Genomic DNA, 20,165 nt, shown 5'->3' with positions numbered 1-20,165 from the left:
GAATTCCGTTGTCCAGATGAACCGCTTGACGAAGCAGAAACGGCTCACTATATTTCGGCAGACGTCTGCGTAAATGGTGAACATTCTCGCAGAGAAGGAGACAGATTCAACGGCGCGGTTTAGCGCCCAACACGAAAGAGGAGACAGATGAAAAAGGATAGTGAGGTTGTCATCGTCGGTGCAGGGATTGGCGGGCTGACGCTGGCGCTGACGTTGCACAAGGCAGGGATTGCGAGCCGGATTTTCGAAGCGGCGCCTGAAATCAGGCCACTCGGGGTCGGCATCAACTTGTTGCCGCACGCAACGCGTGAACTGGCGGAACTCGATCTGCTCGCCGAATTGGCCGCGGTAGGTGTGACGACGCAGGAATCGGTGTTTTTCAATCGCCATGGCCAGTTGATCTACCGCGAGCCGGCCGGGCGTTTCGCTGGATACGATCATCCGCAGTTCTCAATTCATCGCGGCGACCTGCAGAGCGTATTGCTGAAGGCGGTGCTTGAACGCCTGGGACCAGACAGCGTGGTAACTGACCGCCGCTGTATCAGCGCGACTCAGGACGAAACGGGCGCCATCGCGCGCTTTGCCGACAGCGCCGGCAACGAGTATCTCGCGAGCGGCGCGGCGATCGTGGCGTGCGACGGCATTCACTCGGTAATTCGCAAACAGTTCTATCCGGACGAAGGCGCGCCGCGCTATTCCGGCTTCAACATGTGGCGTGGAACGATCGTAGCGCCGCCGTTCCTTACCGGTGGCAGCATGGTGCGTGCCGGCTGGCTGACGCACGGCAAGATGGTCATTTATCCGATCCGCGATAACGTCGATGCCGCGGGTAATCAGTTGGTGAACTGGGTCGCCGAAATCGAGGCTCCGCAACCTGCGCGCCGCGACTGGAACGGAAAAGGGCGACTCGCCGATTTCTTCCCGGCATTCGCGGACTGGCATTTCGACTGGCTGGACGGGGCCGCGATGATCGAAGCAACGGAGACGATTCTGGAGTATCCGATGGTCGATCAGGATCCGCTGCCACGCTGGACCTTTGGCCGCATTACGCTGTTGGGGGACGCGGCGCATCCGATGGTGCCGCGTGGCTCGAACGGCGCCGGGCAGGCGATTCTGGACGCTCGCTTTCTGGCGGACCGTTGCGCGGAGCTGGGCGTGTGCGAGGAAGCGCTGCTAGCCTACGACCGGGCGCGCGTCAAAGCGACCGGCGACGTCGTGCTGATGAACCGCAAGGCGCCGCCCGACCGGATTTTGCAGGTGGTCTATGAGCGCACGCAAGGGCAGCGCTTCGAGCGGATCGAAGACGTGGTCAGTGCGGAGGAGCTGAGTCAGATCGCGAACCAGTACAAGACGGTGGCCGGTTTTCATCTCGACGATCTGAAGGCAAAGCAACGGGTAGGGTGATGCAACCCACTGCAAGCTCCTCAACTGCTTACCGGCGAGGCCAGGTAATTCCAGTCGTGCAGGAAAATCTGCTCGAAGTAAGCCGCGGCCTCGGCGCTATGAATGATCAGGCCCGCATCGCGATTGCGTAGCGTGCCGTCCGCCGACCAGTTCTGACTACTGACCAGAACGACGTTGCCGTCCACGACAATACCCTTGTTGTGTACATTCGCCTGCCGTCGCAATACGGACGACGGCACGCCCGCGGCGATCAGCTTCTCGACCCATGCGTCGTTCTGAAACTGGCTGGTGATCAGGCGCACGTCGAGGTCGCGCTCGATCAGCGCCTTCAGCGCCGCGATCAACGCGTCATGTTCCGCATCGTCAGGGCGTCCGCTCGGATGGATATATTGAGTCTGCATGTAAAAGTGCTGCTGCGTGGACTCGATGAGCGCGAGAACATGAGGCTGATAGTTATCGGGTGTGAGTAGCGGCTGGATCGTTACGCTCCCGGACAAGGTCTTCGGCGCGAAGAACTGGTGGGGAGCGCGGCCGGTGGCAAACGCTTCGATCGGAACTTCGAGTGCGACGGCGCCCGCGCCTTGAACAGCCCGATGCTGTTCCCGAGCTTGCGTGATCGCGTCGTGAGAGACCGTATAGTCGTGCTGCAGGAAGGCGCGGAACGTGTCTGCCAACGCCTTGTTGGTGACGATCACATGCCAGTCGCGATCGGACGTCTCCGCGAGCTTGCGTGCGGCCGCCACGTTCGACAGATCGATCTCGGGCTGATTGCTGTTGTTCCAGTTGCCCGAGGAGAGCCAGAAGGTATCGTCTTCGCGCACAGCGACCTTGATGTGATACGCGTTCGGATAGATCCAGACGGGCGCCTTCGGGTCGGCGTTGGTGAGCGCCCAGGTGCCGGCGAAGCGGTCGCCGAGGCGGTGCGAGAGATCGGTCTGGGTTTGCTCGTCGGTCTGATCGGCGGTGGGATTCTTCGCGGGATGGTCGAGCGTGAGCGTCAGTTTTTTGCCGTCGACAAACGCGGTCTCCACGGCGGTGAGAATGTGCGCGGAGGTGAAGTCGTACATACCCACCACCAGTTCTTCGCGAATACCGGCGATGAAGTTCGATAGCTCTGCCCATCCGGCATCAGGACTTGCATGCAGCACCAGCGTGACTTGTCCGGTCACCGGATCGAGATTCGCGCCGGGCGCCGGCGTATACGCAATCTCCTCTTTGTGCGGCCGAGCGGCAGCGAATGCCAGCAGCGGTGCGGGCGCATTGGCAAGCGGGTTGCCTTGCTTGTCGAAGAATACCTGGTCCGCGAAAAAAGGCTGCCGCAATTCGTGGCGAGCGTCCGCCAGTGCACAATATCGTGAAGGGTCGAGCGCTTGCATCGATTCCATTGCGTCCGCAGCGCGTACGTCGAGGGGTACGCCGTCGATCTGCTGTGGCAGCGCGGCCTGCAGCGTGGCAAGCTTGTCCGCCATGACGGTCACGACGATCGCGTGTGCGGCCGTGTCGCCAGATGCGGGCCACTGCAAGCCGCTGCGCACGGACAGCACGCCTGCGTGCCGGAACGATTCGGCGTGCGCATCGAGCACGCCCCGTATATCGATCGATGCGGACTCAGCGCCGCCGTCGGTGTAGCGTGCGAGGGCGGATTGCGACACGATTCCAGCGCAGGCGGTCAGCATGAGATGTCTCCATGACGAGGACGGAATGACTCATGCACAGCGTGACGCGGTGATGTGGCGCAGCCATGACAGCAGTAAGGCGCTCCTGTGCAGGTTGCCGATGGCAATGCAGGATTTACCGGTCAGTTTGACCTATGCGGCCGCGGCCTGAGCCGGCCGCTGTAACAATCTCGCCGCCGGCGCCGTCACCACGGCGACCGCTGCCAGGCAATCCTGAGCAATGGCAATCAAGCGGGTTCGCTCAGCGCCGGTTCATTGACGATCTGTTTGATGATCGCCTCCATCAAGCCCGGAAATCGTGCATCCAGCTCGGCTCGCCGCAGCGAATTCTGATGCACGGTGCCGGCAACGCGTGTGCGTACCAGTCCCGCTTCACGCAGGATCCGGAAGTGATGGGAGACGCTCGACTTGGGACGGCCGCCGTCGAGGTCGCCGCAGGTGGCCTCGTCGACTGTTGAAAGCTGACGGACGATCTCGAGGCGCACTGGGTCGCTAAGAGCATGAAAGAGCCGGCCGAGCGTGAAGTCCTCAGCGGCAGGATGGGTATATGTGCGCATGGTGCAGATGATAAGGGTTTCTGCCATACTCCATAGTTCGATGTTTATCGAACTACCGTACAAGCTTATTCACAGGAGTTTAGCCTGATGTCCGCATTATTTCAGCCCTACAAGCTCAAGGACGTTTCTTTGCGCAATCGCATCGCCATTCCGCCGATGTGCCAGTACACCGCCGAAGACGGCCTGATCAACGACTGGCACCGCGTGCACCTCGCCGGTCTGGCGCGTGGCGGTGCGGGGCTGGTGATCGTCGAGGCGACGGCTGTGTCGCCCGAAGGCCGTATCACGCCGGGCTGCGCGGGCATCTGGACCGACGAGCAGGCGCAGGCTTTCGCGCCGGTGGTCGCGTCGATCAAGGCAGCGGGCGCCGTGCCGGGCATCCAGATCGGTCACGCGGGCCGCAAAGCCAGCGCTAACCGGCCATGGGAAGGTGATGACCACATCGCCGACAACGATCCCCGCGGCTGGCAGACTATCGCGCCGTCGGCGATCGCCTTCGGCGGTGGCTTGCCGAAAGTACCGAAAGCAATGACGCTCGACGACATCGCACGCGTGCGCGAAGATTTTGTCGCCGCCGCCAGGCGGGCGCGTGATGCGGGTTTCGAATGGCTCGAACTGCACTTCGCACACGGCTACCTGGGTCAAAGCTTTTTCTCGACGCACTCCAATCAACGCGACGATGCGTATGGCGGCAGCCTCGAAAACCGCAGCCGCTTCCTGCTGGAAACACTGGCCGCGGTGCGCAAGGTGTGGCCCGAGCATCTGCCATTGACGGCGCGTTTCGGCGTGATCGAGTACGACGGGCGCGATGAGGAAACCCTCGCCGAATCGATCGAGTTGGCGAAGAATTTCAAGCGCGAAGGGCTGGATATGCTGAGCGTCAGCGTGGGCTTCTCCACGCCCGCGGCACGTATTCCATGGGCACCGGCGTTTCTTGCGCCGATCGCTGAGCGTGTGCGCCGCGAAGCCGGCATCGCCGTTTCGTCGGCGTGGGGCATCGATACGCCGGAACTGGCCGACCGCTCCGTCAGGAACGAGCAACTGGACCTGGTGATGGTCGGCCGCGCGCATCTGGCCGATCCGCACTGGCCGTACCATGCGGCGCGCAAGCTGGGGATTGAACGTCCTTCGTGGACGCTGCCGGCGCCGTACGCGCATTGGCTCGAACGTTACGCCGTCGCTTGAGCGCGGCGATACGCTGCATGAAGGCTGTGAAGGCTGTGAAGGCTGTGAAGGCTGCGAAGGCTGTGAAGGCTGTGAAGGCGTAAAAATGCGCGTGGCAGGGTGTGAATTCCATTCACTCTCCGCCACGCGCCATCTACAACAGTCCGAACCTGCTGCGGGCTGCTTATCCTTTGAGGTGCTCCGTCGAGAGCCAGCCGCCGCTTACGCCGATCTGCGCCACCTGTTTTGCCACCGCGTCAGCCAGGCGTTTGGCGTCGGCAGCAACACCGGCCTTGCTGGTTTCGGAGACTGCGTGCAAGCCGCCGCCCACCGCTGCGGAAGTCGCGATGCTCCCGGCCGCGGCGCCCACGCCGGCTGTTGCAACCACGCCGGGTGCTTTGCCGCTGTCGCCGGTAGCATTGAAACTTTGCACCAGTCGCGCTGTGCCGCCTGCCGGTTTGTACAGAATCTGCACGGAGCCGCTCACCTCGCTCTTGCCCGCACCCAGGCCGATCAGCACACGGCGGCGGCGATTACCCGCGTCGATCGTGTCGAAGCTGCCTTGCACGAGCAGGACGTTCTGGTCAGCAGGCGCGGGGATGTCCGAGCGAATCGCGCGCAGCCCCATCGATTGCAATTGACGCACGATTTCATCGGCCACCTGGTCACGTACGGCAATCGCATCGGCCGATTGCTTTTCCGCAGCGGTCGAGCCGTCGAATTGCGACTTCAATTTCTTCAGCATGCCACCGTTGTCCAGTTTTACCTGATCCGGATTGCTGTCGAAGGTGTAGACATAAATGTTGTCCGGGCGCACCTGCGGCTGCGCGCTGGCTTGGGTCGCATTGTTGATGCTGCCGCCGGCACAGCCGGTCAGGAGCGCGCTGCAGCAGACCATTGCAATGCATGCAAAACGGGCGGCATTCTTTTTGAGGAAACTCACTGAAGTCAACATGTTCGTCCTGTCGTCGGCACGCAGTGCCGTTCGTTGCGAACGCATCTTCCGATGATCGGGCAACCGTGGGATCGTTGATCATCGGGAGCGCATTCGCACGCGCATTTTCACGTAAAGCACCCTTGATCTCATGCGTCTTTTTTCGTACGCACCGGCAGCGAGACGAAGTATGAGTGAGTCACTTCCCGAACTCCATTCAACAATTATTTCGCGCAATGTCACGGCGAAACATGCAGCTGCGGAGCGGGTTTGGCATGGGGTGAAAGCGACGGCGGAGGTGTCAAGTCAAGGCGAGTTTGATGATGCAGCCAAGAACCAGAACGAGAAGGACCGCGGCGACGGCCATATTCAGCGGATAGCGCATTGTTCACCAGGCACCAGCGTTGGGGTGCTCTCATCCTAATCACCTGATGGAAGATGAAAAGTGGTCAGTGAGGCGGCTATGTGCGAAAGCTAACGCAGCGCGCCGAACGGCTGCGCTGCTTTTCGACGGGAGCGCTTCCAACCGATTCTGCATCGGGACGAATTGCCGGATCCGTGTTCATGGGTTGAAATTACCGGTGTATGAAGACGAACGTTGGAAGTGAACGCGCATGCGTGCCGGCACGATGAAACTGAAACGGATGAAGAGACGCTCGACGCCAGGGTGTGCCCGCTGGCGCAATGTGGCCGGATGGCGCATGATTGATGCAATGTGCCGTCCGACCCCAGAAGCAGCACGCCTTTGCGGGAGTGCGGCGCACGCGACGCCACTGGTGCATATGCCGGAGAAACCCATCGCGGCGATGCACTGCGGGCGAGTATTCAACCGTTAAGGAGGATTTCGCATGGACCGACCTGACGCCACCAATCCGTTTGGCGATTTCACCAAAATGCTGGAGCAGTTCAAGCTTCCCGGCTTCGACGTACCCGCCATCATGGAAGCGCGACGCAAGGACGTGGAAGCACTCGTTCAGGCGAACCAGACGGCATTCCAGGGCATGCAGTCGCTCGCGCAGAAACAGACCGAGATGCTGCGCGCCACGCTGGGCGAATTGCAGTCCCTCACGGGGCAACTGTCGGCCGGCGGCGCTGCGCCTCCTGCGAAAGCCGCCGAACTGATCCAGCAAAGCCTGCATAAATCGCTCGCCGACATGCAGCAGTTGGCGCAAGCCGCGTATCAAACGCAGGCCGAGTCGTATGCCGTGATCGCAAAACGCGTAGAAGAAAATGTGCAGGAGCTTAAATCACTCTTGCAGCAGCAGAAAAAGTAACGGACGCTGCCGCATCGAATCGCCCGATTCGAATCCGGCGCGGCTTGCCGAAGTTGCCATGAAGTTGCCATAAAGCAGCAGTGAAGTACCCGATGCCGCAGATGACGATCAAGTTATCCGCGGCATTTTTTTTGCCGCATCGAACTGCGTTCATACGCGACTTTCTCTTCACACAAAAGACATCCGTATGCGCCGCAATGATCAGATGAAACAGGCTGGTCGAGGCGAATTATTCAGCGAGCGCTTACATTGCTTGTGGCATGCGACGCGCATTGGTATTTTTTCTGCTGGGGCCTCGCTATTCGATGAGTGTGTTCGCTTTAAACAGCGCGTATCGGAAAAATGGGCGCGGAAGCGATGCCCCTTGGTGATCCTGTCCTCAAATATCAAACAGATTAAAACGGCGTCTGGCGCGTAGAAGGTTTGAATCGCCCCGCAAACGATTGCCGTGCCCCTTCGCGCTGACTAAAGTTTCGCGCCGCCACTCCGTAGACGCATTTACGCAACCCAACCGGTGTGAATGCAGAACCGGCACCGCCGGTCAGGAATGCGCCCCTGGATTCCCGTTCGTGATCGGCTCACCCGCCGGACACGAGCGTTTCACCTCGAAGGAAATCTCTTGAAACCGATGCTCTCTACAAGCATTGCTCGCGTAATGCTCGGGGCAAGCTGCGCGCTGTCGTTTGCCGCGCACGCCACGCTCGGCCAGAACGTCAGTACCGTCGACAGCGATCAGACACGCCTTCACGCAGTGGCGCATACCGCCAGCACGCAAAGTGCGTATTCGGTGCACCTGATGACGATGCCGTCCGGCACGCTGGTGCGCGAGTACGTGGCGCCCAACGGCATCGTCTTCGGTGTCGCGTGGCAAGGCCCGACGCTGCCGGATCTGAAATCCATGCTGGGCACCTCGTTCGACCAATACGTCGCCGCCACCGCAACGCGGCGCGGCACGCCGCTCGCGGTGTCCAGCAGCGACCTGGTGATCTATTCCGGTGGGCATCTGCGCGCGTTTGCCGGCTATGCCTATCTGCCGCAAGCGGTGCCTGCGGGCGTCGATGTCAGTGTCATTCAATAACGGAGCGGATCATGCGTCATACGTCTTCGTTCGTTACCTTGTTGTGCGCGGCGCTGCTCGCGTTGCTCGTGAGTGCCTGCGGCGGCGGAGGCGGGGGCTCCGGCGGTTCCGGTTCCTCGTCGAGTTCCGGCACGACGAGCCTTTCGGCCGGTCCCACCGTCACCAACACGTCGCCTTCGCCACAAGTGGTGGCCGCCAACGCGGTGCGCGTAACGGTCGATTCCGGCGTGAGCAATGTGCCGAACATGCCGTTCGTCAGCATCACGATTTGCGCGCCCGGCACCACCCAGTGTCAAACCATCGATCACATCCTGGTGGATACCGGTTCGTGGGGCGTGCGCGTATTTGCCTCGCAATTGCCCGCGTCGATGACGCTGCCGCAACAGAAGGACGCCTCGGGCAATCTGGTTGCCGAATGCATGCAGTTCTTCGACGGCTACACGTGGGGCGCGGTGAAGCTCGCGGACCTGCAGATCGCCGGTGAAAAAGCGGCCTCGCTGCCGATTCAGGTGATCGACCCGAACTACGCTTCGGTGCCGTCGGATTGCGCGAGCGTCGGCGCGTCGCGTAATACGCCGGGCACGTTGCAGGCCAACGGCATTCTGGGCATCGGCGTGTTCAAGCACGACTGCGGCGCGAACTGTGTGCAACAGGCGGTGGCCGGCACGTATTACGGCTGCAGCGGCACGTCCTGCACGTCGATTCCGCTCGCCGAAGCGCTGCAGGTCGCCAATCCGGTTCCGTACTTCACCACCGACAACAACGGTTCCATGCTGAGCCTGCCGATGGTGTCGGGCGGTGCGCAGTCCGTCAGCGGGCAACTGGTGTTCGGCATCGGTACGCAGACCAACAATTCGCTGGGCAGCGCGCAGGTAATCGGGGTGAGTCCGTCGAATGGCACCTTTACGACGGTGCAGAACGGCACGACGTATTCCAGCAGTATTCTGGACAGCGGCTCGACCGGTCTGTTCTTCCAGACCAGTGGCTTGCCGACGTGCGCGAGTCCCAATAGCGCGTACTACTGCCCGGTGTCGACCGAACCGTTGAGTGCAATGATCCAGGGGGCGAACGGCGTCACGAGCACGGTGAACTTCAGCGTCGGCAATGCCACGATGATCTCCCAGACGTACAGCGGCGATTCAGCGTTGCCGCTGCTGGCCGGACCGGCCTTCGTGACGTCGTCGATTTTCGACTGGGGCTTGCCGTTCTTCTACGGGCGCAACGTGTACGCCGCCGTCGAGCAGCAGCCGACACCGGGCGGGACGGGGCCTTACGTCGCGTATTGAGCGATATAGCGAGGCGTGCCTGTCGAGAAAGCCCGTTGCCGACTGATTCGGCAGCGGGCTTTTTATTTATGGTTGCGTACAGCGCGCAAGACGTGAGTGTTGCAACCGCACTAGCGACGTCGCGCGGCCCGCCCGGGCGGTGTTGTTTTGACGATGGTGGGTTCGGATTGCAACGGCGGTGTTGAAGAAGCGACCGCTTGCGTGGCGGGTGCCTGCGCGGAGTCCTGCGACACCACCACTTGGGCGACGGGTTGAGCCGGTTGTGGCGGCGGTTCTTGTGACACCACACCTTGCGCCACCGGCTGCATGGCGGGTGGCGCGGACGTCGTCTGCGGTGCGCCGGCCGCTGTCGTTTCTAACGGCGCCTGCACCGCCGCGGTTTCGCTCACCGGCGTCGCCGCTTCGCGCGGTTGCGTTTTGTCGCCGGCTGCCGCAATCACCCGATGCACGAACCGCAGTTTGTCCACGACCGGCGACGCCAGCGTGAACGGATAGCCGTCGGGCATGCCGAGACTGCGGTTCAGGCTGTTCAACGCATACGTGAGCGGAAACCAGCGTTTCATCAGATTCTCGAAGCTCGCATCTTCGACGGGCGTGCGGTCGGTCAGCGTCGGCTCGCTCGGGTCGTCGGGCAGCAAGGCGAGGCCGTACGAGGTCGACGTATCCAGCACGTCCACAATCAGCATGTAGTGCGCCCACGTCTCCGCCCAATCTTCCCAGGGATGCATCGTCGCATAGGCGCTGATATAGGAAGCCTGCCAGTCCTTCGGTGCGCCGTCGCGGTAGTAAGCCGTCAGCGCTTCGCCGTAGTCGGCCCGCTCGTCGCCGAACAGCTTGCGGTAGGGTTCGAGCCAGCGCGGATCGTTTTCGATCAACTGGCTGAAATAGTAGTGGCCCGTCTCGTGGCGGAAGTGGCCGAGGAGCGTGCGGTAGGGCTCGCCCATCGCGCTGCGCACTTTTTCGCGGTAGGCGTCGTCGGCTTCGGCGATGTTCAGCGTAATGAGACCATTGTCGTGGCCGGTCATGACGCGTTCGCCGTCGCCGCCGTCCTCGAGAAATTCGAATGCGAGGCCGTGCTCCGGATCGGTCTGGCGCGATGGAACGTCAAGGCCGAGCGCGGCCAGCGTGTACAGCAGACGCCGTTTCGCCATCTCCAGCCGGTACCAGTAGAGCCGGTTATCCGGCGCGCTCAGATTCGGTATCGTGAGGGTGAGCTGGCAGGCGCGGCACAGCGTGTCGGGCGAGTCGGCGGGGATCATCCAGTTGCAGACATTTTCGACCGCGTAGTTGTGGCACTGCCGGAACAGCGCGCCCCCGGCATTCGGATGCAGACTGCGCCAGCGGCCCTCGCCGGCCTCTTCGAAGGCGCTGATTTCGGCCAGTTCAGGCACATATCCGAGCAAGGCCTCGCACCGTTCGCAACGAACGTTTTCATAGAACACAAGGTGCGAGCAGCGATTGCAGTGGAAAGTTTTCATCGATCGGACCTGTTGATGGGTAGCAGTCGTGGAGCAGCAGGCGGGGCGTTGCACCAGCCGGCCGTATCCCGGCTGCCGGGCACCATTGCGCGCCTGCGAGAGCGAAGACGATGCGCAATCTTCATGCCGCATTTGCCAGACGTCACTGGTTTAACGCACATTACGTACATGATCGTGCATCGGCACTGCGCCGCTTTGGTGCGTGTCCGCCGAAAAGGCAGTAGAAAGGCGCGCAGATCGATCGACCGGACGGTCGGCAGAGGCGGCAAACTTCGCAGCAGTCGGTCGTCCGGGCAATACAGGCAGTTCGAGCGGTTTTTTGATCAACGGCATGAAGCTTGCTTTTTGGCGGGCTGCCATCCCTTGTCCAGGAGTCCGGTGTGTCCATACGCGTCGCGTTGAATCATGTCACACATTACCGCTACGACAGGCTGGTTGCGCTGTCGCCCCAGGTCGTGCGTCTCAGGCCTGCGCCGCATTGCCGGACCCCCATTCTGTCTTATTCGATGCGGGTCGAACCGGCTGAACACTTCATCAACTGGCAGCAGGACGCGTTTGCCAACTATCAGGCTCGCCTCGTATTCCCCGAGAAGACACGCGAGTTCAAGGTGACCGTGGATCTGGTCGCCGAGATGGCGGTCTACAACCCGTTCGACTTCTTTCTCGAACCGTCGGCGGAACAGTTTCCGTTCGAGTATGCGCCCGGCCTCGCGCTGGAACTCGCCCCGTACCGCGTCAAGCGGCCGATGACGCCGCGCTTCGCCGAGTTCGTCGCGAGTATCGACCGCACGCCGATGGCTACCGCGGACTTCCTCGTCGGACTGAACCAACGGCTGCAACGCGAGATCCGCTACCTGATCCGTATGGAGCCCGGCGTGCAGACGCCCGAGGAAACGCTCGTGAGCGCGGCGGGCTCGTGCCGCGATTCGGGGTGGCTGCTGGTCGAGACGCTCCGGCAACTGGGGCTGGCGGCGCGCTTTGTCTCCGGCTATCTGCTGCAACTCGCGCCCGACGTCAAATCTATCGACGGCCCGAGCGGCACCGAAGTCGACTTCACCGACCTGCACGCATGGTGCGAGGTCTACCTGCCCGGGGCGGGCTGGATCGGTCTCGATCCGACCTCCGGCTTGCTCGCCGGGGAGGGCCATATTCCGGTCGCCTGCACACCCGAACCCGGCAGCGCGGCGCCGATCTCCGGCGCAGTCGACGAATCCGAAGTCGAGTTCGAGCACACCATGTCGATCGAACGGGTCCTGGAGACGCCGCGCGTCACCAGGCCGTTCAGCGAAGCAGTGTGGAGCGACGTGCTGAAAATGGGCGAGCAGGTCGACCAGCGCCTCACCGAGATGGACGTGCGCCTGACGATGGGCGGCGAGCCGACCTTCGTGTCGGTGCGCGATCGCGACGCCGCCGAATGGAACACCGACGCGCTCGGCCCTACCAAGCGCGGCTACGCAGTCGCGCTGATGGACAAGCTGCGCTCGCGCTACGGCGCGAACGGCTTTCTGCACATCGGTCAGGGCAAGTGGTATCCGGGCGAACAGTTGCCGCGCTGGGCGATGTCGCTCTACTGGCGCGCCGACGGCGAGCCGTGCTGGCAAGACCCGGCGCTTTTCGCCGACGAACGCGAGCCGGGCACCTATACGGCCGACGACGCCCAACGGTTCCTCTCGCATCTGGCGACCAAGCTGTCGCTCGACACGGATTGCATCCAGCCCGGCTTCGAAGACGTCTGGTACTACCTGTGGCGTGAGCGCCGCCTGCCGGTCAACGTCGATCCGCTCGATGCGCGTCTGGACGACGAGCTGGAACGCGTGCGTCTGCGGCGCGTGTTCGATGCGGGCCTGGGCGGCGCGACCGGTTTTGTCCTGCCGCTCGCGCGCGAACGCGATGTGCCGAACGAGGCGCCAAAGTGGGTCAGCGGCCGCTGGTTCTTCCGCGACGAACGCATGTTCCTGATTCCCGGCGACTCGCCGATGGGTTATCGCTTGCCGCTCGATTCGCTGCCATGGGTGTCGAAGACCGACTATCCGTATCAGCACGCGCACGATCCGTTCGCGCCGCCGGTGCCGTTGCGCCCGGCCGCGCAATTGCGCATGCAATACGACAGCGACGGCGACGGGGAGTCCCGCCGCACCTTGAGTTCTGCCGATGCGCGGCGTGCGGCGGCGTTGTCGTCGTCGGCAGCGGATTTGCTGAGCGGCATGGCGGGCAGCGGCGTGCTGGCCTTTGCGCCTCAGCCGGGCGATCAGTCGCCGCCGGCAAAGGGGCAGTCGTCGAAGGAAACATTGCGCACGGCGATTTGCGTCGAAGCGCGCGACCCGAAACGCGCAGCCGGTCCGAAAGCGGAAACCGAAGCGTTCGGCAGCGGCCGCTCGCTGCTGCATGTGTTTATGCCGCCGCTCACCGAACTCGACGACTACCTCGATCTGCTCGCCGCGATCGAAGCGACGGCGGCCGAATTGCAGATGCAGGTGGTGCTCGAAGGCTATCCGCCGCCGCGCGATGCGCGCCTGAAGGTCCTGCAGGTGACGCCTGACCCGGGTGTGATCGAGGTGAACATTCATCCGGCTTCGAGCTGGGAGCAACTGGTCGACAACACGGAGTATCTGTATCAGTCCGCGGCGGAAAGCTATCTGAGCAGCGAGAAGTTCATGACCGACGGCCGGCATACGGGGACCGGCGGCGGCAATCACTTCGTGCTCGGCGGCGCGACGCCTGCCGATAGTCCTTTCCTGCGCCGTCCCGATCTGCTGGCGAGTCTGATCGCGTATTGGCACAACCATCCGTCGCTGTCGTATCTGTTTTCCGGGCTCTTTATCGGGCCGACCAGCCAGGCGCCGCGTGTCGACGAAGCGCGCAACGATCAGGTGTATGAACTCGAAGTGGCGTTCCGCGAGTTGCAGCGGCAGATTGATCTGCTCGGCGGCCGCGACAGCGCGAACCTGCCGGCGTGGATGATCGACCGCTCGTTGCGCAACATCCTGATCGACGTGACGGGCAACACGCACCGCGCCGAGTTCTGCATCGACAAACTCTATTCGCCCGATGGTCCGACCGGCCGCCTTGGCCTGCTCGAATTGCGCGGTTTTGAAATGCCGCCGCATGCACGTATGAGTCTCGTGCAGCAGTTGCTGCTGCGTGCGCTGGTGGCGCGCTTCTGGCACACGCCCTACACGCAGCGGCTCACGCGCTGGGGTACGGAGCTGCATGACCGCTTCCTGCTCGGCACCTTCGCGAAGATGGATTTCGACGATGTGCTCGGCGAACTCAATCAGGCGGGCTTCGCCTTCGAAAGCAGCTGGTTCGCGCCGCACTTCGAATTCCGCTTCCCGCTGGTCGGCGAGACCACGGTGGACGGCGTCTCGCTGACCATCCGCAATGCACTCGAACCCTGGCACGTGATGGGCGAGGAGGGGTCGCCGGGCGGCACGGTGCGTTACGTGGATTCGTCGGTGGAAAGGCTTGAAGTGCGCGCACTCGGTTTGAACGCCAACCGTCATGTGGTGACCGTGAACGGCGTGCCGGTGCCGTTGCAACCGACGGGCCGCGTCAGCGAATATGTGGCCGGCGTGCGTTTTCGCGCGTGGTCGCAACCCTCGGCGCTGCATCCGACCATCGGCGTGGATGCGCCGCTCACCTTCGACCTGATCGATACATGGACGGGCCGCTCGGTGGGCGGATGCCAGTATCATGTCGCTCATCCGGGCGGGCGCAACTATCAGACCTTCCCGGTCAACGCGTATGAGGCAGAGAGCAGGCGGCGCGCGCGCTTCTTCGCCTCGGGTCATACGCCGGGGCCGCTCACGGTCGGTGTACCGCAGCGCAGCCTCGAGTTTCCGTTCACGCTGGACCTGCGCTACTGGTAACCTGGTAGACTGAAAAAAAAGCGGCAGCCCACCTTTAAGAACGACACGACCTTGGCCTTTCAATCGACTTTTCCCTTCGAAACGTCCGCCGCCCGCGCGGACGCTTCGTCCTTATTACGGCTCTTGCCGGCTTCCGAAGGACATTGGGACGAGTTACGCGACGCCTCAGGCGCGTTGCGCGAACCGTGGCGGCAATTCTTCGAGCGGCTCGGCGAAGACGGCATCGCGCGTTTGGAAGATCACTACGCGTCGATCGCGCAGCAGATCCGCGACAACGACATCAGCTACAACGTCTACGCGGATAACGGCGAGCCGCGCCCGTGGGCGCTCGACCTGCTGCCGTTCCTGATCAGCGAGGCCGAGTGGGCGCATATCGAGCGTGGCGTGACGCAGCGCGCCCATCTGCTCAATGCCATCGTCGCCGATATTTATGGGCCGCAGAGCTTGCTTGAGCGTGGGCAGTTGCCGCCCGCGCTGGTGTTCGGGCATCCGGGCTATCTGCGATCCGTGAAAGGCTTCACGCCGCCTGGCGGACAGTACCTGCAGGTGGTTGCCGTCGATCTGGCGCGTACGCCCGACGGTAACTGGACCGTCATGGCGCATCGCACCGAGGCGCCGTCCGGCCTGGGTTATGCGCTGGAAAACCGGCTGATCGTGTCGACGCTGTTCGCCGAACCGTTCCGCGCGATGCGCGTGAGCCGCCTCGCGCCGACTTATTCGCAACTGATCGCGACGCTCGCGCAGGCCGCACAAGCCACGATGGCGCACGACAGTTCCGGCGCCGATGGTTTGCCGCATATTGCGTTGCTCACGCCTGGACCATTTAGCGAAACCTACTTCGAGCACGTGTTTCTCGCGCGCTATCTCGGCGTCACGCTGGTCGAAGGCAAAGACCTGACCGTGCGTGACGACATGCTGTATCTGAAAACGCTCGCCGGTCTCGAACGCGTGCACGTCGTGCTGCGCCGTCTGGACGACGCGTTCTGCGATCCGGTCGAACTGCGCGCGGATTCGAGCATCGGCGTGCCGGGCCTGTTGCAGGTGATGCGCGCGGGCAATGTGATCGTGTCGAACGTGCCGGGCTCGGGCTTTGTCGAATCACCGGCCTTGCATGGCTTTCTGCCGGGCATCGCCGAGGTTCTGCTCGACGAGGACCTCGTGCTGCCGAGCGTGGCGACCTGGTGGTGCGGCGAAAAGGCGGCGCGCGTCCACGCATTCGGGCGGCTGGACGAAGCGTTCATCGTGCCGACGTGGCCGGTCGCGGCGCGCGATGCGCCACCTGGCATCGAGCACGGCAGGCAACGGCTATCGACATGGCGTGAACGCATCGAAGCGATGCCCGACGCCTATACGATCCAGCAGCCGCAACGCTTTTCCTGCACGCCGCGTTACGAAGACGGCACCATCGGCCGTCGGCCATCGGTGTTGCGTGTGTATGCGATTGCCGACGTCAACGGCGGCTGGCATGTGATGCCAGGTGGCTTCACGCGAATGGCCGCCGAGCGCCGGGCGACCGTGTCGATGCAATACGGCGGCAGCAGCGTCGACACGTGGGTATTGTCGAGTCAGCCGACGTCGACCTTCACGCTGCTGCCTTCGCCGATGCAACCCGCCGATCTCGCGCGCAAGCATCGCACCGTGTCGAGCCGCGCGGCGGAAAATCTGTTCTGGGCCGGACGCTACGGCGAACGCGCGGAAAACAATGTGCGGCTGTTGCGGCTGATTCTCGGCTCGCTGGAAGGCAACGATGCCGACGCGATGTTCCCGACCCTGGTCGAGCTTGCGATGCATTGCGGTCTCGTGCAAGCCGGCGACATGTCCTCGCCGTATTCGCCGCAAGCATTCGAGCGCGCGCTGGTCGCGAATCTGAGTGAGAGCACCGGCGCTGCGGGCATTGGTCAGAACCTCAGTTGCCAGGCACGGGCGAATGGCGAAGTGCGCGGGCGTCTGTCGAACGATCACTGGCGCACGATTCTCGCGGCGCGTAATGACTTCCGCGATGCGTTGCAGACCTTGATGCCGGCTGCGGGTCTCAATGGCAATGGCGGTGGTGGTGGCGGCAGCGGTAGTGGTTCATCGCAGAGCGGCGCGAATGGCAACGGTCGCGCTGAGCGCGGCGAACGCTACGATCGTTACGACCGCGTGACGCTGATGAACGCGCTCGAGCACCTGTCGGTGCAGCTATCGGCGATCAGCGGCGCGCAAGGTGACCGCATGACACGCGACGAAGCGTGGCGTCTGCTATTTGTCGGACGGCACATCGAACGCGTGTCGGCGATGACGTCGTTTGTGCGTGTGGTCGCCGATAAGGGCCAACTCTCGACGCCGGCCGGATTCGATCTGCTGCTGCAATTTTTCGACAGCACGTTGACATATCGCTCGCTGTATCCGGGCCGTTTCGAAGTGCCGGCCTTGCTCGACCTGCTGGTGATCGAGCCGACTAACCCGCGCGGCGTCTATGGCGTTTATGAGCGCCTGCGCAAGAAACTCGACGAGATCGCCGTGGCCGCGGGCAGTATGCGGCATCGTCCGTTTGCGGAATTGATGCCGCCTGCCGCTTCTTTACCGGCGCTCGAATTGCTCTGCGCCATCGACGAAAACGATTCATACGCCGACCTGATTACGGTGTGCGATCAGATTGGCGGCTATGTCGGCGCGGCGGCGCATGAGATCAGCGCGCGCTATTTCAGTCATGCCAGTACGGTGGCATCGCAGGTGTGGTCATGAAGAATACACCGACCGTGTTGTCCGTTTCGCATCGCACGACTTACCACTACTCCACCTATGTGGAGACCGCCCAGCATCTCGCGACGATCCGGCCGATCGCCTGTGCGTGGCAGCGTGTGGTCTCTCACAGCGAAAAGATCGAACCGGAGCCGTCGTATCAGACCAGCCGTATCGACGCATTCGGCAATGACGTTCTGTACTTTGCGCTGGATGCCCCGCACGAACGCCTGCAACTCGTCAGCGAAACCACGGTGGCGCTGACGCCGCGCTGGACCGATCTCGACCCCGACGAGACGCCTGAATGGGAAGAGGTGGCGGACGCGTTGCGTTTCTGGGTAGGCGGCGAATTCCGGCCCGAAGTGGAGTTCTGCTTTGCGTCGCCGAACATCGTGCCGCGGCCGTCGTTGCGCGCTTATGCGCTGCCGAGCTTTCCTCCTGGCATGCCGATTGTGGCGGGGGCGATCGATCTGATGCACCGGATTCACGAAGACTTCGCGTACAAACCGTCGGCGACGATGTTCGATACGCCGGCCGACCGGGCTTTCGAATTGAAGAGCGGGGTATGCCAGGACTTCGCGCAGGTGATGATCGGTTGTTTGCGTTCGCTGGGTTTGCCGGCGCGTTACGTGAGCGGTTATCTGCGTAACGATCCGCCGCCTGGGCAGCCGCGGTTGATCGGCGCGGATGCCTCGCATGCGTGGGTGTCCGTTTATTGTCCCGAGAGTGGCTGGATCGATCTCGACCCCACCAATGACGTGCTCGCCGATATGGATCACGTGACGCTCGCAATCGGGCGTGACTATAGCGACGTGTCGTTGCTGCGCGGGATGATCCTGGGAGGCGGGGCGCATCGGGTTGAAGTGGGGGTGACGGTGTTGGCGCTTTAAGCCGCCGCTTTTACCGGCTGCTTCAACTCGCTTTAGCCCTTCGTTTAGCCCTTCATTTAGCTCTTCAGCAAGCCGCTTTCTGGTCAGACGAACTCACTCCACGTGCCGCGCGTCCGTTGCGGCACGCTCTTTTATCCCGCTTCCGGGAAAACCCTCTCTCATCATTCCCATTCACCGGGAATCCATTTTTTGAAATCCGAGAATGTTCTGGCATTCTGATTCCATTATTCATTGTGGGTAGTTTTCATCGTGAACGCGGAACAGAGTGTGACAGGGGCTGAACGGGTGCTGCTGGTGCTGGCGGCGCTCGCCAGTCATGGCAAGGCCATGTCGGTCAAGGACCTGCTCGCTGTCACCGGTCTCGCACAAAGTACGCTGTATCGGCAGATCGCCTTGCTCAAGCGTTGGGGTTTCGTCGCTGAAAACGCGGGTCATTACGCGCCGGGTCCGATCAGCCTGCAGCTCGCGCTCGGCTTCGACGTGAATTCGCTGCTCGTCGAAGCGAGCCGTGCGGAAATGCAGCAATTGGCGCGTGCGTCGCAGGAAAGCATTGGGCTGGTGGTCGCGGTCAAGCATCAGGTGATGTGCCTGGAAATGGTCGACAGCCAGCACTCGTTGCGCTGCTCGTTCGAAAAAGGCCGCGCCGTACCGCTAAAAGCCGGCGCTTCGGCGAAATCGTTGCTGGCATTCATGGCCGACAAGGCGCGCACTGAAGTGCTCGATAGCGTCTTCGACAACGACCCCGCCGGCCGTGCCGCAATCGAAGCCGAACTTGAACAGATTCGCGCTCAAGGCTACGCCGTCAGCGACAGTGAAGTCGATCCGGGCGTGTGGGGCGTGAGCGCCCCGATATTTCATCGCAGCGGACGCGGCGCCGGAAGCAGCGCGTCGATTACGCTGATGGCGCCGTCCACGCGCGCCATCGGCCGCGAAAGCCAATTCATCGACGGGACGCTACGTACGGCCCGCGCTATTTCCGAGCATATGCAAACCGATTGATCGGGCAGGGCCGCTCGCGGCCATATTCGATCTGGATACCGAACGAACTGAACGACCACCAGGAGCCTTCCCATGAAACTGAATCGACTGTTGTCCCTCGCATGCGTCACGTTTGCGGTGACGTTTGCCGGCTTTTCCGGTGCAGCGTCCGCACAAACGCCGGACGTGCTGAACGTCGCTACCGACGCGACCTTCCCGCCGATGGAGTACACCGAAAACGGCGCACGTACCGGCTTCGACGTCGACATGATGAATGCGCTCGCGAAAGCCATGGGCAAACGCGTGCAATGGACCGATATCGACTTCAAAGGCCTGATTCCGGGCTTGATCGCGCATCGTTTCGACGCGGCGATCTCCGGCATCTACATCACTGATGAGCGCGCGAAAGTGGTCGACTTCACCGATTCGTACTATGCCGGCGGTCTGGTCGCGCTGGTGAAAAGCGATTCGCCGATCAAGTCGGTCGCCGATCTGAACGGCAAGAAAGTGTCGGTTCAGGTGGGCACGAAGTCGGTCAACTTCCTGCGCGACAACTTCCCGCAAATCAACCGCGTCGAAGTCGAAAAGAATCAGGAGATGTTCGACCTGGTCGGTATCGGCCGTGCTGACGCTGCTGTGACCGGCAAACCGGCCGCCTATCAACTGGTGAAGACGCGCGGCGGTTTCCGCGTACTCGATAAACCGCTGACCACCGAAGCCTACGGCATCGCCGTGCGCAAGGACGAACCGCAACTGAAGGCGGCATTCAACACGGCGCTGGCGAAGATCAAGGCCGATGGCACGTACGCGGCGATCGTCAAGAAGTGGTTCGGCGCCACCGCGCAATAACCGG

The 20,165-nt window shown here is 62.4% G+C and carries 16 protein-coding genes and 1 pseudogene; 12 read left to right on the top strand and 5 right to left on the bottom strand.

The genetic code is table 11. The features are described 5' to 3' along the window. The first annotated feature begins 147 nt into the window (after nucleotides 1-147). Nucleotides 148-1,404, top strand: a complete 1,257-nt coding sequence (locus tag PQQ95_RS06620) for a flavin-dependent oxidoreductase (protein WP_408435969.1) — start codon at nucleotides 148-150, stop codon at nucleotides 1,402-1,404. Nucleotides 1,405-1,424: 20 nt separating this feature from the next. Here the strand turns inward: PQQ95_RS06620 and PQQ95_RS06615 are convergent, their stop codons facing one another. After that, nucleotides 1,425-3,080, bottom strand: a complete 1,656-nt coding sequence (locus tag PQQ95_RS06615; protein ID WP_408435967.1) for a phospholipase D-like domain-containing protein — start codon at nucleotides 3,078-3,080, stop codon at nucleotides 1,425-1,427. 25 nt (nucleotides 3,081-3,105) lie between these two features. On the opposite strand from PQQ95_RS06615, the gene PQQ95_RS06610 reads away from it, so the two are divergent. Continuing rightward, entirely contained in the window at nucleotides 3,106-3,231 is a 126-nt protein-coding gene (locus PQQ95_RS06610) for a hypothetical protein (protein ID WP_408435965.1), read from the top strand. Between the two features lie 76 nt (nucleotides 3,232-3,307). On the opposite strand, the gene PQQ95_RS06605 is transcribed toward PQQ95_RS06610, so the two are convergent. After that, nucleotides 3,308-3,637 (bottom strand): ArsR/SmtB family transcription factor, encoded by a 330-nt coding sequence (locus tag PQQ95_RS06605; RefSeq protein WP_408436138.1) that lies wholly within the window; start codon nucleotides 3,635-3,637, stop codon nucleotides 3,308-3,310. Between the two features lie 87 nt (nucleotides 3,638-3,724). Here PQQ95_RS06605 and PQQ95_RS06600 point away from each other — a divergent pair, with 87 nt between their 5' ends. Then, nucleotides 3,725-4,822, top strand: coding sequence for an NADH:flavin oxidoreductase/NADH oxidase (locus PQQ95_RS06600; RefSeq protein ID WP_408435963.1), 1,098 nt, complete (start codon nucleotides 3,725-3,727; stop codon nucleotides 4,820-4,822). A gap of 163 nt (nucleotides 4,823-4,985) precedes the next feature. Here PQQ95_RS06600 and PQQ95_RS06595 read toward each other — a convergent pair whose 3' ends face one another. Beyond that, nucleotides 4,986-5,756 carry a DUF4410 domain-containing protein gene (locus PQQ95_RS06595; protein WP_408435961.1) on the bottom strand — a complete coding sequence of 257 codons (771 nt, stop codon included), beginning with the start codon at nucleotides 5,754-5,756 and terminating at the stop codon, nucleotides 4,986-4,988. A 169-nt stretch (nucleotides 5,757-5,925) separates the two neighbouring features. Here PQQ95_RS06595 and PQQ95_RS06590 point away from each other — a divergent pair, with 169 nt between their 5' ends. The 4 genes from PQQ95_RS06590 (at nucleotide 5,926) to PQQ95_RS06575 (ending at nucleotide 9,373) form a co-directional block, all read left to right on the top strand. After that, on the top strand, nucleotides 5,926-6,159 hold the full coding sequence (locus tag PQQ95_RS06590) for a hypothetical protein (RefSeq protein ID WP_408435959.1): 234 nt from the start codon (nucleotides 5,926-5,928) through the stop codon (nucleotides 6,157-6,159). 424 nt (nucleotides 6,160-6,583) lie between these two features. Next, the gene (gene phaP / locus PQQ95_RS06585) at nucleotides 6,584-7,009 is read left to right on the top strand and encodes a TIGR01841 family phasin (protein WP_408435957.1); all 426 of its coding nucleotides are present in this window, start codon (nucleotides 6,584-6,586) and stop codon (nucleotides 7,007-7,009) included. A 628-nt stretch (nucleotides 7,010-7,637) separates the two neighbouring features. After that, nucleotides 7,638-8,087: a DUF2844 domain-containing protein gene (locus PQQ95_RS06580; RefSeq protein WP_408436135.1), complete on the top strand. Its 450-nt coding sequence runs from the start codon at nucleotides 7,638-7,640 to the stop codon at nucleotides 8,085-8,087. A gap of 11 nt (nucleotides 8,088-8,098) precedes the next feature. Continuing rightward, nucleotides 8,099-9,373 (top strand): DUF3443 domain-containing protein, encoded by a 1,275-nt coding sequence (locus PQQ95_RS06575; protein ID WP_408435955.1) that lies wholly within the window; start codon nucleotides 8,099-8,101, stop codon nucleotides 9,371-9,373. 413 nt (nucleotides 9,374-9,786) lie between these two features. Here PQQ95_RS06575 and PQQ95_RS06570 read toward each other — a convergent pair. Together PQQ95_RS06570 and PQQ95_RS06565 are read right to left on the bottom strand one after the other, a co-directional pair. Then, nucleotides 9,787-10,851, bottom strand: a pseudogene (locus PQQ95_RS06570) (zinc-binding metallopeptidase family protein); the annotation flags it as partial. A gap of 150 nt (nucleotides 10,852-11,001) precedes the next feature. After that, nucleotides 11,002-11,211 (bottom strand): hypothetical protein, encoded by a 210-nt coding sequence (locus PQQ95_RS06565; protein WP_408435954.1) that lies wholly within the window; start codon nucleotides 11,209-11,211, stop codon nucleotides 11,002-11,004. Between the two features lie 20 nt (nucleotides 11,212-11,231). Between PQQ95_RS06565 and PQQ95_RS06560 the strand changes: the two genes are divergently transcribed. The 5 genes from PQQ95_RS06560 (at nucleotide 11,232) to PQQ95_RS06540 (ending at nucleotide 20,161) form a co-directional block, all read left to right on the top strand. Next, nucleotides 11,232-14,720, top strand: a complete 3,489-nt coding sequence (locus PQQ95_RS06560) for a transglutaminase family protein (RefSeq protein ID WP_408435952.1) — start codon at nucleotides 11,232-11,234, stop codon at nucleotides 14,718-14,720. Nucleotides 14,721-14,771: 51 nt separating this feature from the next. Next, nucleotides 14,772-17,447 carry a circularly permuted type 2 ATP-grasp protein gene (locus tag PQQ95_RS06555; RefSeq protein WP_408435950.1) on the top strand — a complete coding sequence of 892 codons (2,676 nt, stop codon included), beginning with the start codon at nucleotides 14,772-14,774 and terminating at the stop codon, nucleotides 17,445-17,447. Then, nucleotides 17,444-18,334, top strand: coding sequence for a transglutaminase family protein (locus PQQ95_RS06550; RefSeq protein ID WP_408435949.1), 891 nt, complete (start codon nucleotides 17,444-17,446; stop codon nucleotides 18,332-18,334). The genes PQQ95_RS06555 and PQQ95_RS06550 overlap by 4 nt, the downstream gene beginning before the upstream one ends. Nucleotides 18,335-18,583: 249 nt before the next feature. Further along, on the top strand, nucleotides 18,584-19,333 hold the full coding sequence (locus PQQ95_RS06545) for an IclR family transcriptional regulator (protein ID WP_175048865.1): 750 nt from the start codon (nucleotides 18,584-18,586) through the stop codon (nucleotides 19,331-19,333). 72 nt (nucleotides 19,334-19,405) lie between these two features. Next, nucleotides 19,406-20,161, top strand: a complete 756-nt coding sequence (locus PQQ95_RS06540; protein WP_408435947.1) for a transporter substrate-binding domain-containing protein — start codon at nucleotides 19,406-19,408, stop codon at nucleotides 20,159-20,161. Nucleotides 20,162-20,165: the final 4 nt, after the last annotated feature.

Origin of the sequence: Paraburkholderia caffeinilytica, from assembly GCF_046030355.1 — a bacterium.
Classification (GTDB): Bacteria; Pseudomonadota; Gammaproteobacteria; order Burkholderiales; family Burkholderiaceae; genus Paraburkholderia; species Paraburkholderia caffeinilytica_B.
The sequence above is the reverse complement of the archived record's forward strand: the minus strand, read 5'-3'. Positions and strand labels throughout refer to the sequence as shown.